This is a genomic window from Ruegeria sp. HKCCD6428 (assembly GCF_013110595.1).
GTDB lineage: Bacteria > Pseudomonadota > Alphaproteobacteria > Rhodobacterales > Rhodobacteraceae > Ruegeria.
Genome location: NZ_WVQX01000001.1, coordinates 288,499 through 304,155 on the forward strand (window position 1 = coordinate 288,499; position 15,657 = coordinate 304,155).

Below are 15,657 nucleotides of genomic sequence, written 5' to 3' on the forward strand. Positions count from 1 at the left end.
CGGGCACAGGCTTGGGTCAGGCGGACTTCTTGGCGTGTTTTTCCGCCAGCTCCAGCAGCGCGGTTTCCAGATCCTTTTCCAGCTGCTGTGCACGCTCGATGTATTTCTTGTTTTCGGCAGTTGGCAGACCCGGGACCCATAGTTCGGCGAGATCGCGAACAGACATCCGGTCATGGTGATAAAAGGTCTGTTCTGCCTGTGCGGCCTCGTACTCACTCAGCCCGACATTCTCCAGAACATAGCGGCCTGCGCGCAATGAGCTGTCGAAAAGTTCCCGCACGATGTCGTTGGCGCCAGCCTGATAGAGCTCGTACACATGCGTCCGGTCGCGGGCGCGGGCGATGATGTGAAGGTCAGGGCGCTGCCGTCTGGCATACCCGACAAGCCGCGTGACTTGCTTGTGGTCATCCATGGCGGCGACAAGGACCGACGCTTTTTCCAACCCCGCAGCGCGCAGCAATTCAGGGCGTGTAGGATCGCCCAGAAACCCTTTGACGCCGAAACGGCGCATCAACTGAATGGTTTCGATATCATGGTCCAGTACAACCGTCTTGAACCCGCTGGCCCGCACCAGCCGGTTTACAATCTGCCCGAACCGACCAATCCCGGCGATGATGACGGGGCCTTTTTCGTCAATTTCGTCCGGCACAGGTTCTTTGAAAGTGTCGCCGATCTTTCGCGACAGAAGATCGTAGATGATAAACAGAAGCGGTGTGATCAGCATCGTCAAAGCGATAATCATCAGCAGTTTTTGGGACAGGTCGGGGGGGATGACATTCTGTTGCGTGGAAAATGCCAGCAGAACAAAGCCAAACTCACCCGCTTGCGCCAAGCCCAAGGTAAACAGCCAGTGATCGCGCCCACGCAACTTGAAGGCCTTACCCACAAGATACAGGATGATCCCTTTTGCAAGGATCAAAAGAAGCGCCAGACCGATCAGGTCAAGGGGATCATCAAAGAAATAGGCAACATCGATCCCGGCACCGACCGTGATGAAGAAAAGCCCAAGCAAAAGCCCTTTGAATGGCTCAAGGTCGCTTTCCATTTCATGTCTGAACTCGGAACTGGCCAGAACCACGCCCGCCAGGAAGGCGCCCAGGGCAGGAGAAAGTCCGACGAGGGTCATCAGGAAGGAAATCCCGACCACGATCATAAGCGCCAGAGCAGTATACATCTCGCGCAGGCGGGTCGCGTGGATGAAGCGAAACAGCGGGCGGGTCAGGTAGACACCGGCCAGGATGACAAACACCACTGCCCCGATCGTAACCAGCGTGACGGCCCAACCCGGCAGACCTTCGACCAGAGAAAGGCTGTGATGGTCCGCGCCGTGAAGGTCTCCGGCCCCGCGGTCAATCGAACCATCCGATTCGATATGAGGCATGGCCGGCAAGGCCAGAAGTGGAAGCAAGGCCAAGATCGGAATGACCGCTATGTCCTGCGTCAGCAGCACCGAAAACGTAGCTCGACCGCCATTTGTTCGCATCAGGCCCTTTTCCGAAAGAGTCTGAAGAACGATTGCCGTGGATGACAGCGACAAGGTCAGCCCTACGGCCAGGGCGACCGACCAGGGGTGGTTGGCGTACATTGCCACGGCAGCGATCGCAGCCGTCGACAACGCAACCTGCAACCCGCCCAACCCCAGCAACTTGTCGCGCATATCCCACAGGGCGCGCGGCTCCAGTTCCAGACCGATCAGGAACAGCATCATCACCACACCGAATTCGGCAACGTGCTGAAGGTTTTCCGTTTCCGCGCCGACAAGCCCAAGAACAGGTCCAATGATGATCCCGGCGGCCAGGTATCCCAGCACCGACCCCAGCCCCAGCCGTGCAGACAGGGGAACGGCGATGACCGCCGCTGCCAGATAGATCGAAGCCTGATATAGGAATACGTCCATAGGTGTCCTCTCGGGCCCGTTCAGGTGGGCAGGGGGGCGTCGCGTTTCAGTTGGTCCATTACGATCTGGCTATGGACCCTTGCAACGGCAGGATGCGGCAGGATGACCGAATGTAGCAAGCTGTTGAGCGCGGAAAGATCGTCACAATAGATGTGCAGCAGGTAATCTGCCTCTCCGGTCATCGTCCATGCGCTGGTAATTTCGGGGCGGGTGTCGACCATGCGGGCGAAGCTTGCAGATTGTTCAGGGCCATGAGTCCCCAGATGGACCTGAACAAAGCCTTGCACTTGCAGACCCAGTTTCAACGGGTCCAGCCGGGCGGCATACCCGGTGATGTACCCTTCGGCCTCAAGCCGCTGGCGGCGGCGTCCTGCCTGACTGGGCGACAGGTTCAGCATTTCGCCCAGTTGGTGCGCGGTCAGGTGTGCGTCCTTTTGCAGGGCGGAAAGCAATCGCTTGTCGGTCGCGTCCAGCATGTGCGGAAAAATCCTGCCTTTATTAACTTTTATGCGCGTTTTGCGCGCCCATCGGCAGTTTACACGAAAACAATGCGCAGAAACAGCGTCACAAAAGTCATATTTTTGAATCAGCAAAGAAATTCCTGTTTTCGAAGGAGACGCGCCATGGGTCCTTTCCCACACAACGCCCCGAAATCTGTTATCAGCGAAGAAAACCCTGCCGGTACCGATGGGTTTGAATTCGTCGAGTTTGCCCATCCTGAGCCGCAGGAGCTGCGTAATCTGTTCGCGAAGATGGGGTTTGATCTGGTGGCCCGCCACAAAGAAAAACCCGCCGTCGAGCTGTGGCAGCAAGGGGATGTAACCTATATCCTGAACGCGGATCCCGACAGCTTTGCCGCGAGGTTCGTGGACGAGCACGGCCCTTGCGCGCCATCCATGGGGTGGCGCGTTGTTGATGCGCAAAAGGCCTATGACCATGCGGTGTCGAAAGGTGCAGAACCTTACGACGGCGCTGACAAAACCATGAATGTGCCTGCGATCAAGGGCATCGGCGGATCATTGATCTATTTCATCGATCAATATTACGACACATCGCCCTACAATCAGGAATTCGAGTGGATCAAGGAATCCAAACCACGGGGTGTGGGCTTCTTCTATCTCGATCACCTGACGCACAACGTCTACAAGGGCAACATGGACAAGTGGTTCAAGTTCTACGGCGACCTGTTCAACTTCCGTGAAATTCGTTTCTTTGACATTCAGGGCAAGTTCACCGGGTTGTACAGCCGGGCGCTGACGTCTCCTTGTGGTCGTATCCGCATCCCGATCAACGAAGACCGCGGTGAGACGGGGCAAATCGTGTCTTACCTGAAGAAATACAAAGGTGAAGGCATCCAGCATATTGCTGTCGGCAGTGACGATATTTACGCCTCGACCGATGCAATTGCGGAAAACGGTCTGAAATTCATGCCGGGCCCGAACCAGGCATATTACGAGATGTCCAAGACCCGCGTGGCCGGCCACGAGGAGCCGTTGGACCGGATGATGAAACACGGCATCCTGATCGATGGTGAAGGCGTTGTTGACGGTGGTGAGACCCGGATTCTGCTACAGATTTTCTCGAAAACCGTCATCGGACCGATCTTCTTCGAGTTTATTCAGCGCAAGGGCGACGACGGTTTCGGCGAGGGAAATTTCCAGGCGCTATTCGAATCCATCGAACGCGAACAGATCGAAAGCGGCGAGATTTCCGCAGCCTGATTGCAACGTATTGACACGCCGGGGGCAGTTCATCTGCCTTCGGCGCTTTCATGTGACGGTTGGTACGTTAGAAGATCGATTGCCGTTTTTCAGCTGCGCGGCATCGCAAGGGTCACGTTGCGGCCCTTTTTCTGATATCGAAGCTCACTGTCGCTGATCGCGATCACTTTCCCGCCATCAAGGCGGTCTCCGACTTTCAGCTTTTTGTAACGCCCGCTGGGAAGCCGCACCAATGCGCGTCTGTTGGCTGGCGTTCCGTAGACCCCGATCAGGTTCAGCCTGCGCAGATTGATTGCGTTGTCGATCGTGGCTTGTCGTGCGACCGACGCGGTCGAAGGGATTTTGGGTGCGACGGTTTTTGGTTGGAACGATCCTGCTTCATCGGATTTCTGATCCAATGCTGCTGTGGACCCAAGATTCGAACTGTTTGAAGCAGGTGATTTGGCAGGGGCCAATCCGGCAGGGCGGGATTTGGGGCGCGGTACTCTTACGACAGCCAAGGCCGTTGGTGCATCATCGACCTGTGGCTTGGTCTGAAGGCTTTCCGGGCGCGTTTTCGGTCGCTTGGATGCCAATTCCTCCAATGACCGGCCACCCAGTTGACCGCGCTCGAAATTCTCGACCAGATCAGCTGGGCGTGGCTTGGGCCGAATGCCCGCCAATCTGTCGTCGACCTCGTCGACCACCGGTTCTTCTTCGAAACGAACCGGAGTTTCAGGCGGAACCTTGGATGGGCGCCCCAGATAAACAACGATCCCTTCCGGATTCACGGTGCCTTCCGGTGTTGGCACGACCAGGCCGTTCTCATCCAGATCAAACCGAGTGCCCGCAATGTTGGGGGATACGTCGGGTTCAAAAGGAGCGTCGGTGTCAAAACTGGGGTCGGGCGGTAGGGCAACCGCATCCTCGAACAGATCGGCGTTGTCGAGTGATGCCAGATACAATTCCTGCGGTTCAACAGTTTCGGGTATTTCCGGTGCCGCTGGCGCTGTCGTGCTTATGCCCGTAACGGCCTCGACACCTCTTTGCGTCTCGGGGTCCAGAGCGACGGATTCCACCGCGGTAGGGGCTACTTTGAGGGCCTCCAGAATGGCTGCATCTGTGGCAGTCAGATCCGGCTGCGTACCGGTTTCGGTTTCTGAGGGCTCGTTCGCAGGCTCTTCGGCGTCATCGGTCGCAAGGTCCGGAACGGTTTGTTGCGGGGCTTCCAGCGCAGCCGTGTCCAGCTCTGGTTCAGTCAGGGGCTCTGCGGCGGGTTCAGTGGCGGGAACCGCAACCTGAGCCGGGCGCTGTTCCGCCTGATCCTGTTCAGGGTCGGACCCCGATGCCAGCCATACGCCAACAAGCCCACCAACGAGAAGCACAGCGGCAAAGACCGGAATGGCAGACCGGTTTACCCTTGAAGATGCATCCAGGCTGTTCGCTGTTTCCCGGGGTACTCGGAAAGCCTCGGGCGCGGCGGTGCCGGCAATCGGATGGGTGGGCAGGCCGGAATCATCAGCCTGTTCAACTGCGTCCATTTCCACCGGAGATGGCTGGTTTTCCGGGTGTGACAGATCGGAAGCGTCCGAGGTTTCGCGAAACAACGCCTCGCGCGGGAACGCGCCCTCTTCATCTTCGGCAGTGAACGCCACCACCACAAAACCATGTTCCGAGGCAAAGGTCCGTGCTTCGGCCAGAGTTTCAACCGCCACGGCGGCAACATAGGTCGTGTCACCTTCGGTCTGGCTGTCATAACTCAGTTCCGACAGGGCGTAAGGCGTGGCCTCGGTCAGAGCACTTTCGATACGTTCCGTCCGGCCTTCCGGCGGCAGCCCATCGGTCGAAAGCTTTAGAAACCGAACCTGATCCTCTGGCAGCACGAGCTTGCAGCTCAGATCATTTTCCAGCGCAAATGCCTTTTCCCGCAACGCCTGTATCTGTGCGGACAAGTCCGGAACATCCAGCGGAATCGTACCGACGACAAACCAGTCGTCATCGGAACGGTGGTGCAGTGTTATTCCGGTCGCAGAAAAAGACAGCGCAAAGGCGGGTTTCATATTCCGGAGGAACCATAATTATCAATGTCAATGCAAACGACTTTGCGTTTGCAGACCGACATTAAAGCAGGAACCCGCCGAGGGAAAGAAAAAGGCGGTATCCCCTCTTGTATCGCAAGGACCCGTCAACCCATCTAAAAGCAGAGTAATTTGGAGTGATAACCTTGAAGACATTCGCTTTTCTGGCCGCGATGATGGCGGCAACGGCTGCCGGGGCCGCTCATGCGGAAGAACGTCGCATCAACGTTGATGCAACCGGAACAGTGCAGATTGCGCCTGATATGGCGACGATAACCTTGGGCGTGACCAACGAAAACGCCGAAGCCTCGGCTGCGATGCAGGCGACGTCGGATGCCGTTTCCAAAGTCCTGGCGCGTCTGACCGAGATGGGTATCGAAGATCGTGACGTCCAGACACGGGATCTGTCATTGTCCCCCGTCTGGTCGGGTCGTCACGGACAGAATGGGGAGACACCGGAAATCACCGGCTTTACTGCGTCCAATCGCGTGTTTGTACGTGTGCGCGACCTGACCCAACTGGGGAAGATCATGGACGCGGTCATTCAGGACGGCGCCAATGATTTCGGGGGCTTGAGCTTTGGCGTGCAGGATCCCAACCCGATCGAGGCGCAGGCGCGTGCCAAGGCCGTTGGCGAAGCCACGGCCAAAGCACAGCAGTTGGCAGAGGCAGCGGGCGTGACGCTTGGTCCGGTTCAGTCGATCTCGGAACAAACGGCTGGCATTCGTCCGATGGCAGAAATGCGCGCGCTGAGCATGGCGGATGCGGGTGGTGTTCCCGTCGCGGGAGGCGAGGTCTCGGTTTCCGTCAGTGTCTCGATGGAATTCGAGATTTCAGACTAAGATCACGCTTTCGCGCGGGCCATCAGCGGTTTGTGCTGCTGGCCCGTGCCGTCAAAATTGTCGGGCGACAGCCAGGCTTCGAATGCATCGCGAATGCGCGGCCATTCGGTGTCGATGATCGCGTACCACGCCGTATCCCGATTGCGGCCCTTGTAATGGGTCGCCTGCCGGAACACCCCTTCGAAAGTAAATCCCAGCCGTTCAGCGGCATTGCGTGACGGTGCATTCAGTGCGTCGCATTTCCACTCGTACCGGCGATAGCCAAGCTCGTCGAAAACCCGCTTCATCATGAGGTACATGACCTCGGTCGATTGCGGCTTGCGTTGCAGCAGCGGCGAAAAGTGGATGTGGCCGACTTCGATGGCACCCGCTGCGGGTTCGATCCGAAGATAAGAGGCCATGCCCACCGGCACTTCGTCCGCATCCAATACGGTATGAAACATCGGGTCCGCATCCATGCAGTTGGTGCGGGCCCAGTCTTCAAATTCCGGTTCGCTGTCAAACGGGCCATAGGGCAGGTAAGTCCAGTTACGGCCATCCCTGTCATTTGCAAACGCCCGAAAAAGCCCGGGCGCATGGCGATTCACATCCAGTGGCACGACAGAACAGTACCGGCCTTCCATCGGTGTATGAGGCGGTGTCGGGCGCGGAAAGTCACCCGACACCGGCAAACCGATGGGCTGGCCCAGTGCGTTTGTGGCGTGCCCGGCCATTGTCAGGCGCTGGCCTTGGCGAGGGCCTGATCAAGGTCCGCGATCAGGTCGTTCACGTCTTCGATGCCGATAGACACCCGCACGACACCCGGACCTGCACCGGCAGCCTCTTGTTGTTCCGGCGTTAGTTGACGGTGGGTGGTCGAGGCCGAATGGATGATCAACGAGCGGGCATCGCCCAGATTGGCCACATGGCTGAAAATCTCAAGAGCGTTGACCAGTTTGATACAGGCGTCATAACCGCCCTTCACCGCAAAGGTGAACAGTGCACCGGCGCCACGCGGATACTGTGATTTGACCCGGTCCTTGTAAGGTGATGACGGCAATCCCGCATAGGTGACGTATTCCACGCGGTCATCCGCTTCCAGCCACGCTGCGATTTTCTGGGCGTTTTCGACGTGACGCTCCATCCGCAGCGACAGTGTTTCGATCCCCATCAGCGTGTAATGGGCTGCCTGCGGGTTCATGGTCATGCCCAGATCACGCAGACCGATGGCAATGCCGTGGAAGGTGAAGGCCAGCGGGCCAAAGGTCTCGTGGAACTTCAGGCCGTGATAGGCAGGCTCAGGTTCGCTCAGTGACGGGAATTTGTCATTCGCGGACCAGTCGAACTTGCCAGAATCCACGATGCACCCGCCTGTGACGGTGCCGTTGCCGGTCAGGTACTTGGTGGTAGAATGCACAACCAGCGTTGCTCCGTGCTCGATCGGACGGCACAGATAGGGTGTGGCCGAGGTGTTGTCGACAATCAGCGGAATGCCCGCTGCATCAGCAACATCCGCCAACGCACGGATATCAGACACATAACCGCCCGGATTGGCGATGGACTCGCAGAACACGGCGCGGGTGTTTTCGTCGATGGCATCCTTCACGGCGTCCAGATCATCGGTGTCCACGAATTTGGCGGACCAGCCAAAGCGTTTGATCGTCTGGCTGAACTGCGTGACCGTACCGCCATACAAACGGGTCGAGGCGACCACGTTGCAGCCGGGGCCCATCAGCGGAAACAGCGCCATGATCTGTGCCGCATGCCCGGACGAGCAGCACACCGCCCCGACGCCGCCTTCAAGCGTCGCCACGCGTTCCTGCAGAACGGCGACGGTTGGGTTGGTCAGGCGGGAATAGATAAAGCCCACCTCTTGCAGGTTGAACAGGGCCGCTGCGTGGTCCGCATCCCGGAACACATAGGCCGTGGTCTGATAAATCGGTGTCTGGCGTGCTCCGGTCGCCGGGTCGGGGCGGGCACCCGCATGAATTTGCAATGTGTCGAAACCGTAGGTCGGGCCGTCAGACATCGTGAAAATCTCCTGTTGGTATCTGTCTTGCGGAATCTGTAGGCCATTGCCCGCCTGCGCACAACGATCCTGTCAGCGCAGCCAGAGTCCTTTGCTTTTGATCGCGTTGCGCAGTGCCTGTTCCCGCCGCGGCAGATTGTCCTGATCAAAGAGCGCACGGATTTTTTCGCCTTTGCCCTGAAGAACCAGCTTTTTCAAAGGATCATACTGTTTGAGCACTTTTTTGACCTTGTTGGGGGCCACGACGGTTTCCAGCACATCGATCACGTGATCGCTTTCGCGGGCATAAAGCAAAGGGAAAAGGCGATAGTGGCAGCTGACGGACCCATCCAGAAGCCCGTCCGGCAAAGCATCTCGCCCACCGCCGAAAGAATGAATGACCAGCGGCAGGGCTGCCTGATCCAGCCATGGGTCAAGGTTCTGGCCCGTCAGTTCGGGAATGTTTTCATCCCGGATCGTTCTTGCGTAGTCCAGGTAACGTTCACCGAACATCCTGGGGCATTTGTAAAAGAAGTAACCTGCGTTGAAGTAAAGGTATCGCCGCCAGTAACCATCGGGTTGGTCCGGATCCACCGAGCTTTCGAAATCCAGCCCGAAGCGTGCATAAAGCGACCGCCAGATACCGTCAAAGCCGGGGCCGTACAGCGTCGGCTTTGGCCACGTGCCCTCGACCTTCAGTGAGGCTCCGGGGCGGTCGAAATCGAACGGAACGCTTGTGATGTCGCCGGTGATCAGCGTGTCCGTATCGAAGAACACAAAGGGTTCACCTTCCGGCAGAGCCAACAAAGCCTCGATCTTGTTGCCATAAGGGTAGCTTTCGCCAAAAACATGCGAGTCGAAGGGCAGGATTTCGGCATCCAACTGTTTCAGGGCTTTCAAAACGTCTTCGTCCTGGATGCAGGGGTTGTGGGTCCAGCGCGGGCCCGGGTTGGGTGTGGCGACAAACAGCCGGCCTTTGAACCCGGGCGAACAATGGCGAAGCGAGGCCGCGAACAACAGGGCCTCATATTGCAGGCGGTTGTTTTGCCCGACAACCGCGATGTTGAATTTCCGAGAACTTGCCTGCATCTATGCCCATTCCTGAAAGCTGCCGGAACCGGCACCCTTTGATCCGGGTTACAGCAAGCGGGGTGGGGCGTCAAAAGCCGAAAGTTTGATTCTTGTTTTCTATGGCATTCCTCTCATTGCGCCGAGGAAGGGCTGAGCAAGGTCATTTTGCGGATTTTCCGAGGTTGGCCCGGTTCATGTCGAAAGGTGAATTCGGTTGCGTGCGATGCTGACCGAACCTTGTTTGCCAATACCCGCACAACCCTTTCCTGGGCAAATCCTGCCTTCGGACCCAATGATTCAACGCTTTTCGTGCTTAATCCCTAAGCGAAGTGCCCAAAAACACGGTTGTTTTTGCAAGGCTTTTAATTTTTTGACCATTTGGCAAATTTTACCAATTGATAAAAAAATTATTTGTGGCAAGCTGAAAGCATAACAAACATATCTACAGGGAGTAGAGTGATGGCACAGGGCCAGATGGCACCCGGTATCGTAGCCGGGCGGCTTTCAAGCGATGAGCTGACCTCGAATTTCACCGATCTGCATCCGCCGCTTGCGCAGCATGAGGCCGCAGTAGCCGCAGATCGCTGTTATTTCTGCTATGACGCGCCATGCGTGACGGCCTGTCCAACGGATATCGATATCCCGTTGTTCATTCGCCAGATTCAAGCCGGTCAACCGCAATCAGCAGGGCGCACGATTCTGGAACAGAATATTCTGGGCGGAATGTGCGCTCGGGTCTGTCCAACCGAAACGCTGTGCGAAGAGGCCTGCGTTCGCGAAGCCGCCGAGGGCAAGCCGGTTGAAATCGGGCGCCTGCAACGTTTCGCTACCGATGAAATCATGGCCTCGGGTGTGCATCCGTTTGAACGTGCGCCTTCGACCGGCAAGACAGTTGCCGTTGTGGGGGCCGGGCCTGCGGGTCTGGCCTGTGCCCATCGGCTGGCGATGCTGGGCCATGATGTGGTGATCCATGAAAGCAAGCCCAAACCCGGCGGCCTGAATGAATATGGTATCGCAGCCTACAAATCGACCAACGATTTTGCTCAGGCCGAGGTGGACTGGCTGCTGAAAATCGGCGGGATTGCAATCGAGACCGGTTCGGTTTTGGGCGAAAGCATCTCATTGGATGGGCTGGTCGAAAACTACGACGCGGTGTTTCTGTCCATCGGTCTTGCCGGTGTCAACGCCTTGCGTGCAGGCGGCGTCGACAAGGACGGTGTGCGGGCCGCGGTCGATTTCATATCGGACGTGCGGCAGGCCAGCGACCTTGCCGATCTGCCCGTTGGACGGAATGTGGTCGTCATCGGCGGGGGCATGACAGCTGTGGATGCCGCCGTGAAATCCAAGCTTCTGGGCGCCGAAAACGTCACGATTGCCTATCGCCGCGGCCGGGATGCCATGGGGGCCAGCCGGTACGAGCGGGACCTGGCAGCGTCGCATGGCGTTCGGATCATGACCAATGTTCAGCCGGTGGCCATCCACGGCAATGGTACCGCGACCGAGATCGAGCTGGAATATACATCCAGCCAGAACGGTCAGCTCATCGGCACCGGAGAAACGATCCGCTTGCCGGCCGATCAGGTTCTCAAGGCTATTGGGCAGACCTTGGAGGGCGCACCCGAAGGCCTGACGCTGGATGGCAACAAGATCGCCGTCAGCGGTGCTGGCCGAACCTCCTTGGCTGGTGTCTGGGCTGGTGGTGACTGCGCTGCGGGCGGTGAAGATCTGACCGTAACGGCCGTTGCCGAAGGTCGGGACGCGGCGATGGACATCCACGCAACGCTCGTTTCGTGATAGGGTGGGGTATTCACCCCATTCCTTTCGCTGCTGAGGTATTCCCATGTCCCAGATCGAACAAGCCGTTGCTCAACACTATACCACCGGTGCACTGACCGAACGCGTCCGCGCGGCGCTGAAGGCCAGCGGCATCGACCCGGATGCGGCCACGGTCGCTGATCTGAAGGCGGGGGATGAATTCCATACAGGCGGCGTTCTTGCGACCGACAACCTGTTTGCGCAACTTTCCCCGACCCATGCGACACGCGTCCTGGATATCGGATGCGGCATCGGAGGCACATCCCGGTACATAGTGGACAAATATGACTCAACGGTTACAGGGGTCGATCTGACGCCCGAGTTCGTGGAAACCGCAACTGCGCTCAGCGATTTGGTCGGGCATTCCGAAAAGACCAGCTTTCACGTTGGCAGTGCTCTGGACATGCCTGTGCCGGATGCCGGGTTCGACCTTGCCGTCATGATGCATGTGGGCATGAATATCGAAGACAAAGCGGGGCTGTTCGCTGAAGTGTCACGCGTACTGGCCACCGGTGGCACCTTTGCCCTGTTCGACGTCATGGGCGGAGAGGTGGATGAGCCGCTGGATTTTCCGCTTCCCTGGTCCACTTTGCCGGAAACCTCCTTTGTTCACGCGCCAGAGGTATACAAAGACGCCGCGGCTGCGGCCGGTCTTGAGCTGGTTGCCGAAACAGAACGCACCGCGTTTGCGATCCAGTTCTTCGAAGATGTGTTTGCCAAGATAGCCGAGACCGGACCAGCGCCGCTGGGGATCCACCTGATGATGGGCGAAACGGCGCCCGAAAAGTTCCAAAACTACGTCAAAAACCTCAAGGCCGGGCGTATTCGCCCGACCGAAATGATATTCAAAAAATCCGGCTGAGCCGGGAAGGGAGAAGCTATGGCCGATCTGACGACAAACTTTCTGGGCATTTCCAGCCCCAACCCGTTCTGGCTGGCCTCTGCGCCGCCGACGGACAAGGAATACAATGTGCGCCGCGCCTTCGAAGCCGGGTGGGGCGGCGTTGTCTGGAAAACGCTGGGCGCCGAAGGACCACCGGTCGTGAACGTGAATGGCCCGCGCTATGGCGCAATCTACGGGGCCGACCGCCGTTTGCTGGGCCTGAACAATATCGAACTGATCACGGATCGCCCTCTCGAGGTGAACCTCGAGGAAATGGCGCGGGTCAAATCCGATTACCCGGATCGCGCCTTGATCGCGTCGATCATGGTGCCGTGCGAGGAAGAAGCATGGAAGGCCATTCTGCCACGCGTGGCAGAAACCGGTGCGGACGGGATCGAACTGAACTTCGGCTGCCCTCATGGGATGAGTGAACGTGGTATGGGCTCGGCCGTGGGGCAGGTTCCGGAATATATCGAGATGGTCACGCGCTGGTGCAAACAGTATTACGACCGTCCGGTCATCGTTAAGCTTACGCCGAACATCACTGACATCCGCAAACCGGCTGCGGCAGCCAGAAACGGTGGCGCGGATGCGGTGTCGCTGATCAACACCATCAATTCGATCACCAGCGTCAATCTGGACACGTTCAGCCCTGAACCGTCCATTGACGGCAAAGGCAGCCACGGTGGGTATTGCGGCCCCGCCGTCAAGCCCATTGCATTGTCGATGGTGTCCGAGATCGCGCGGGCCGAGGCGACGCGGGGCCTGCCGATTTCCGGCATCGGCGGCGTCACCACTTGGCGTGACGCGGCCGAGTTCATCTCGTTGGGTTGCGGCAACGTTCAGGTGTGCACCGCTGCGATGACTTATGGCTTCAAGATCATCGACGAACTGACGGCAGGGCTGTCGGAATGGATGGATGAGAAGGGTTATTCCAGCATAGATGAAGTGATCGGACGTGCGGTGCCCAATGTCACCGACTGGCAGTATCTGAACCTCAACTACGTCGCCAAGGCGAAGATCGATCAGGATCAGTGCATCAAGTGTGGCCGGTGTTATGCGGCCTGCGAAGACACCAGCCACCAGGCGATTTCCATGTCCGAGGACCGCGTCTTTGAGGTGATGGATGACGAATGCGTCGCCTGCAACCTCTGCGTCGATGTTTGTCCGATCGAAGGCTGCATCGATATGGTGCCGATGGCAGCGGGCGAGGTTGATCCCCGGACCGGAAAAGAAGTTCAGCCAACCTATGCGAACTGGACGACGCATCCGAACAACCCGATGGCCAAGGCGGCCGAATGAGGGGATTGCGACAGATCGTAAAGGGGCCGTTTTTTCGGCCCCTTTTTTCAGGGGCTCAGAAGTTTGCGGTACAACGTGTCAACAAAAGTTTCTGCGCCCTCGAACGGATCTTCGTTGCCCAGAATTGCACGAACCTGAACATCGAAATCTGCATAGTGCTGCGTCAAGGCCCAGATCGAAAACACCAGGTGGTAGGGGTGCACCCGCGCGATTTTTCCCTGATCCATCCAGCCGGTAAGGATCGTGACCTTTTCGTCGACCAGTGTCTTGAGGTCATTGGACAATGCATCGTGAATACGCGGCGCGCCCTGTACAAGCTCGTTGGCAAAAAGGCGGCTTTCCCGTGGTAGCTCCTGACTCATCTGCAACTTGCGCCGAATGTATGCCAGGATTTCCTCCATCGGATCGCCATTGGCGTCCAGATCATGCAGCGGAGCCAGCCAGGTATCCAGCAGGCCGGACAGCAATTCAGTATGGATCGCTTCTTTTGATGGGAAATAGTACAGCAGGTTCGGCTTGCTCAGACCTGCTTCTGCCGCGATCTGGTCTACGGTTGCGCCGCGAAACCCGTGGGCTGAAAACACGTTCAGAGCGGCCTCTAGAATCGCGGCGCGGTTCTTTTTCTGAATACGGGTTGGTGCGCGGTCTTTTGGCATGTTTTCAGCGTGTCTCTTTTTTCGTCGAACAGGTGCGGGACGTACTGAAAATTTCAGCTGAACCGCGCAAATTCTTGACTGATACCGAACCCGTGATAGCGTGAGTTTGACCATATGGTCAAATCAAGACATCAAAAGCGAGCCAACTCGCCAGCAAACAGGGAAGATGAACATGGCAGCTCCGGCGCAGAATCTCAGGATCAATGGCGACAGGTTGTGGGACAGCCTGATGGAGATGGCCAAGATCGGCCCGGGTGTCGCTGGTGGCAACAATCGCCAGACCTTGACGGATGAGGACGCGGAAGGCCGCGCCTTGTTCCAGAAATGGTGCGAGGAAGCAGGGTGCACCATGGGGCTTGACCAGATGGGCAACATGTTTGCCCGCCGCGAAGGCACTGACCCGGACGCGCTGCCGGTTTACGTGGGATCGCATCTGGATACGCAGCCGACAGGCGGTAAGTTTGACGGCGTGCTGGGTGTCCTGGGAGGGCTGGAACTGATCCGGACGCTGAACGACCTGGGGATCAAGACGAAACATCCGATCGTCGCCACCAACTGGACAAACGAAGAAGGCACGCGTTACGCGCCGGCGATGCTGTCTTCGGGCGTATTTGCCGGGATGCACACGCAAGACTGGGCATACAACCGCGAAGATGCTGAGGGCAAAAAGTTCGGGGATGAGCTGAACCGGATCGGCTGGCGTGGTGATGAAGAGGTGGGCGCCCGCAAGATGCACGCGTTCTTTGAACTGCATATCGAACAGGGCCCGATCCTTGAAGCCGAAGGCAAGGATATCGGCGTCGTCACCCATGGTCAGGGGCTGAGCTGGACGCAGATCACGGTAACAGGCAAGGACGCGCATACCGGATCGACACCGATGCCGATGCGCAAGAATGCCGGGCTGGCCATGGCGCGGATCCTGGAGAAAGTCGACGAGATCGCATGGTCTCATGCTCCTCATGCGGTGGGTGCGGCAGGGCATATCGATGTCTACCCGAACTCACGCAATGTGATCCCGGGCAAGGTGGTGTTTACGGTCGATTTCCGCTCGCCCGAACTGGAGGTGATCACCGACATGGAAAACCGCCTGCGGGTGGCTGCCGAGGACATCGTTGACGAGATGGGTCTTCAGATCGAATTCGAGAAAGTCGGCGGGTTCGATCCGGTGAAATTTGACGATGCTTGCGTATCGGCCGTGCGAAACGCAGCCGAACGGCTGGGCTATTCGCACACTGATATCATCTCGGGCGCGGGGCATGATGCCTGCTGGATCAACCGGGTTGCGCCGACCGCGATGATCATGTGCCCCTGTGTTGACGGGCTGAGTCACAATGAAGCCGAAGAAATCAGCAAGGAATGGGCCGCAGCCGGGGCGGATGTACTGCTGCATGCCGTGGTCGAGACTGCCGAAATCGTGGAATAGGGG

13 protein-coding genes are annotated in these 15,657 nt (G+C 58.0%); 6 read left to right on the forward strand and 7 right to left on the reverse strand.

Going from position 1 to position 15,657, the window contains the following annotated elements; genetic code table 11:
• Nucleotides 1-16: 16 nt before the first annotated feature.
• Nucleotides 17-1,897: a monovalent cation:proton antiporter-2 (CPA2) family protein gene (locus GS620_RS01405; protein WP_171204575.1), complete on the reverse strand. Its 1,881-nt coding sequence runs from the start codon at nt 1,895-1,897 to the stop codon at nt 17-19.
• A 20-nt stretch (nt 1,898-1,917) separates the two neighbouring features.
• Complete coding sequence (locus GS620_RS01410; RefSeq protein WP_152457686.1) at nt 1,918-2,373, reverse strand: Lrp/AsnC family transcriptional regulator; 456 nt, start codon at nt 2,371-2,373, stop codon at nt 1,918-1,920.
• A 147-nt stretch (nt 2,374-2,520) separates the two neighbouring features.
• On the opposite strand from GS620_RS01410, the gene hppD reads away from it, so the two are divergent.
• Nucleotides 2,521-3,618, forward strand: a complete 1,098-nt coding sequence (gene hppD / locus GS620_RS01415) for a 4-hydroxyphenylpyruvate dioxygenase (protein ID WP_171613716.1) — start codon at nt 2,521-2,523, stop codon at nt 3,616-3,618.
• Between the two features lie 89 nt (nt 3,619-3,707).
• On the opposite strand, the gene GS620_RS01420 is transcribed toward hppD, so the two are convergent.
• Entirely contained in the window at nt 3,708-5,657 is a 1,950-nt protein-coding gene (locus tag GS620_RS01420) for a hypothetical protein (RefSeq protein WP_171613718.1), read from the reverse strand.
• A 155-nt stretch (nt 5,658-5,812) separates the two neighbouring features.
• Here GS620_RS01420 and GS620_RS01425 point away from each other — a divergent pair, with 155 nt between their 5' ends.
• A complete protein-coding gene (locus GS620_RS01425) occupies nt 5,813-6,517 on the forward strand; it encodes an SIMPL domain-containing protein (RefSeq protein WP_371807861.1) in 705 nt (234 codons plus the stop codon).
• Nucleotides 6,518-6,519: 2 nt separating this feature from the next.
• Here GS620_RS01425 and GS620_RS01430 read toward each other — a convergent pair whose 3' ends face one another.
• The 3 genes from GS620_RS01430 to GS620_RS01440 all read right to left on the reverse strand — a co-directional run bounded on the left by GS620_RS01430 (nt 6,520) and on the right by GS620_RS01440 (nt 9,593).
• Nucleotides 6,520-7,230, reverse strand: coding sequence for a GNAT family N-acetyltransferase (locus tag GS620_RS01430; protein WP_171613720.1), 711 nt, complete (start codon nt 7,228-7,230; stop codon nt 6,520-6,522).
• A 2-nt stretch (nt 7,231-7,232) separates the two neighbouring features.
• Nucleotides 7,233-8,525 (reverse strand): O-acetylhomoserine aminocarboxypropyltransferase/cysteine synthase family protein, encoded by a 1,293-nt coding sequence (locus GS620_RS01435; protein WP_152457691.1) that lies wholly within the window; start codon nt 8,523-8,525, stop codon nt 7,233-7,235.
• Between the two features lie 72 nt (nt 8,526-8,597).
• Nucleotides 8,598-9,593: a hypothetical protein gene (locus GS620_RS01440; protein WP_171613722.1), complete on the reverse strand. Its 996-nt coding sequence runs from the start codon at nt 9,591-9,593 to the stop codon at nt 8,598-8,600.
• Between the two features lie 441 nt (nt 9,594-10,034).
• On the opposite strand from GS620_RS01440, the gene GS620_RS01445 reads away from it, so the two are divergent.
• The 3 genes from GS620_RS01445 to preA are packed head-to-tail and all read left to right on the forward strand — an operon-like array spanning nt 10,035 to nt 13,575.
• Nucleotides 10,035-11,369: an NAD(P)-dependent oxidoreductase gene (locus GS620_RS01445; protein WP_171168565.1), complete on the forward strand. Its 1,335-nt coding sequence runs from the start codon at nt 10,035-10,037 to the stop codon at nt 11,367-11,369.
• A 46-nt stretch (nt 11,370-11,415) separates the two neighbouring features.
• Nucleotides 11,416-12,252, forward strand: a complete 837-nt coding sequence (locus tag GS620_RS01450) for a methyltransferase domain-containing protein (RefSeq protein ID WP_171168562.1) — start codon at nt 11,416-11,418, stop codon at nt 12,250-12,252.
• An 18-nt stretch (nt 12,253-12,270) separates the two neighbouring features.
• Complete coding sequence (gene preA / locus GS620_RS01455; RefSeq protein WP_171228556.1) at nt 12,271-13,575, forward strand: NAD-dependent dihydropyrimidine dehydrogenase subunit PreA; 1,305 nt, start codon at nt 12,271-12,273, stop codon at nt 13,573-13,575.
• A gap of 47 nt (nt 13,576-13,622) precedes the next feature.
• Here preA and GS620_RS01460 read toward each other — a convergent pair whose 3' ends face one another.
• Nucleotides 13,623-14,231 (reverse strand): TetR family transcriptional regulator C-terminal domain-containing protein, encoded by a 609-nt coding sequence (locus tag GS620_RS01460; RefSeq protein WP_152457696.1) that lies wholly within the window; start codon nt 14,229-14,231, stop codon nt 13,623-13,625.
• Nucleotides 14,232-14,403: 172 nt separating this feature from the next.
• On the opposite strand from GS620_RS01460, the gene GS620_RS01465 reads away from it, so the two are divergent.
• On the forward strand, nt 14,404-15,654 hold the full coding sequence (locus GS620_RS01465; RefSeq protein WP_152457697.1) for a Zn-dependent hydrolase: 1,251 nt from the start codon (nt 14,404-14,406) through the stop codon (nt 15,652-15,654).
• Nucleotides 15,655-15,657: the final 3 nt, after the last annotated feature.

Bases quoted from the DNA above. Each gene is read 5' to 3' on its own strand.
- GS620_RS01405 (WP_171204575.1), bottom strand. From the start codon at position 1,897: ATGGACGTATTCCTATATCAGGCTTCGATCTATCTGGCAGCGGCGGTC.
- GS620_RS01410 (WP_152457686.1), bottom strand. From the start codon at position 2,373: ATGCTGGACGCGACCGACAAGCGATTGCTTTCCGCCCTGCAAAAGGAC.
- hppD (WP_171613716.1), top strand. From the start codon at position 2,521: ATGGGTCCTTTCCCACACAACGCCCCGAAATCTGTTATCAGCGAAGAA.
- GS620_RS01420 (WP_171613718.1), bottom strand. From the start codon at position 5,657: ATGAAACCCGCCTTTGCGCTGTCTTTTTCTGCGACCGGAATAACACTG.
- GS620_RS01430 (WP_171613720.1), bottom strand. From the start codon at position 7,230: ATGGCCGGGCACGCCACAAACGCACTGGGCCAGCCCATCGGTTTGCCG.
- GS620_RS01435 (WP_152457691.1), bottom strand. From the start codon at position 8,525: ATGTCTGACGGCCCGACCTACGGTTTCGACACATTGCAAATTCATGCG.
- GS620_RS01440 (WP_171613722.1), bottom strand. From the start codon at position 9,593: ATGCAGGCAAGTTCTCGGAAATTCAACATCGCGGTTGTCGGGCAAAAC.
- GS620_RS01445 (WP_171168565.1), top strand. From the start codon at position 10,035: ATGGCACAGGGCCAGATGGCACCCGGTATCGTAGCCGGGCGGCTTTCA.
- GS620_RS01450 (WP_171168562.1), top strand. From the start codon at position 11,416: ATGTCCCAGATCGAACAAGCCGTTGCTCAACACTATACCACCGGTGCA.
- preA (WP_171228556.1), top strand. From the start codon at position 12,271: ATGGCCGATCTGACGACAAACTTTCTGGGCATTTCCAGCCCCAACCCG.
- GS620_RS01460 (WP_152457696.1), bottom strand. From the start codon at position 14,231: ATGCCAAAAGACCGCGCACCAACCCGTATTCAGAAAAAGAACCGCGCC.
- GS620_RS01465 (WP_152457697.1), top strand. From the start codon at position 14,404: ATGGCAGCTCCGGCGCAGAATCTCAGGATCAATGGCGACAGGTTGTGG.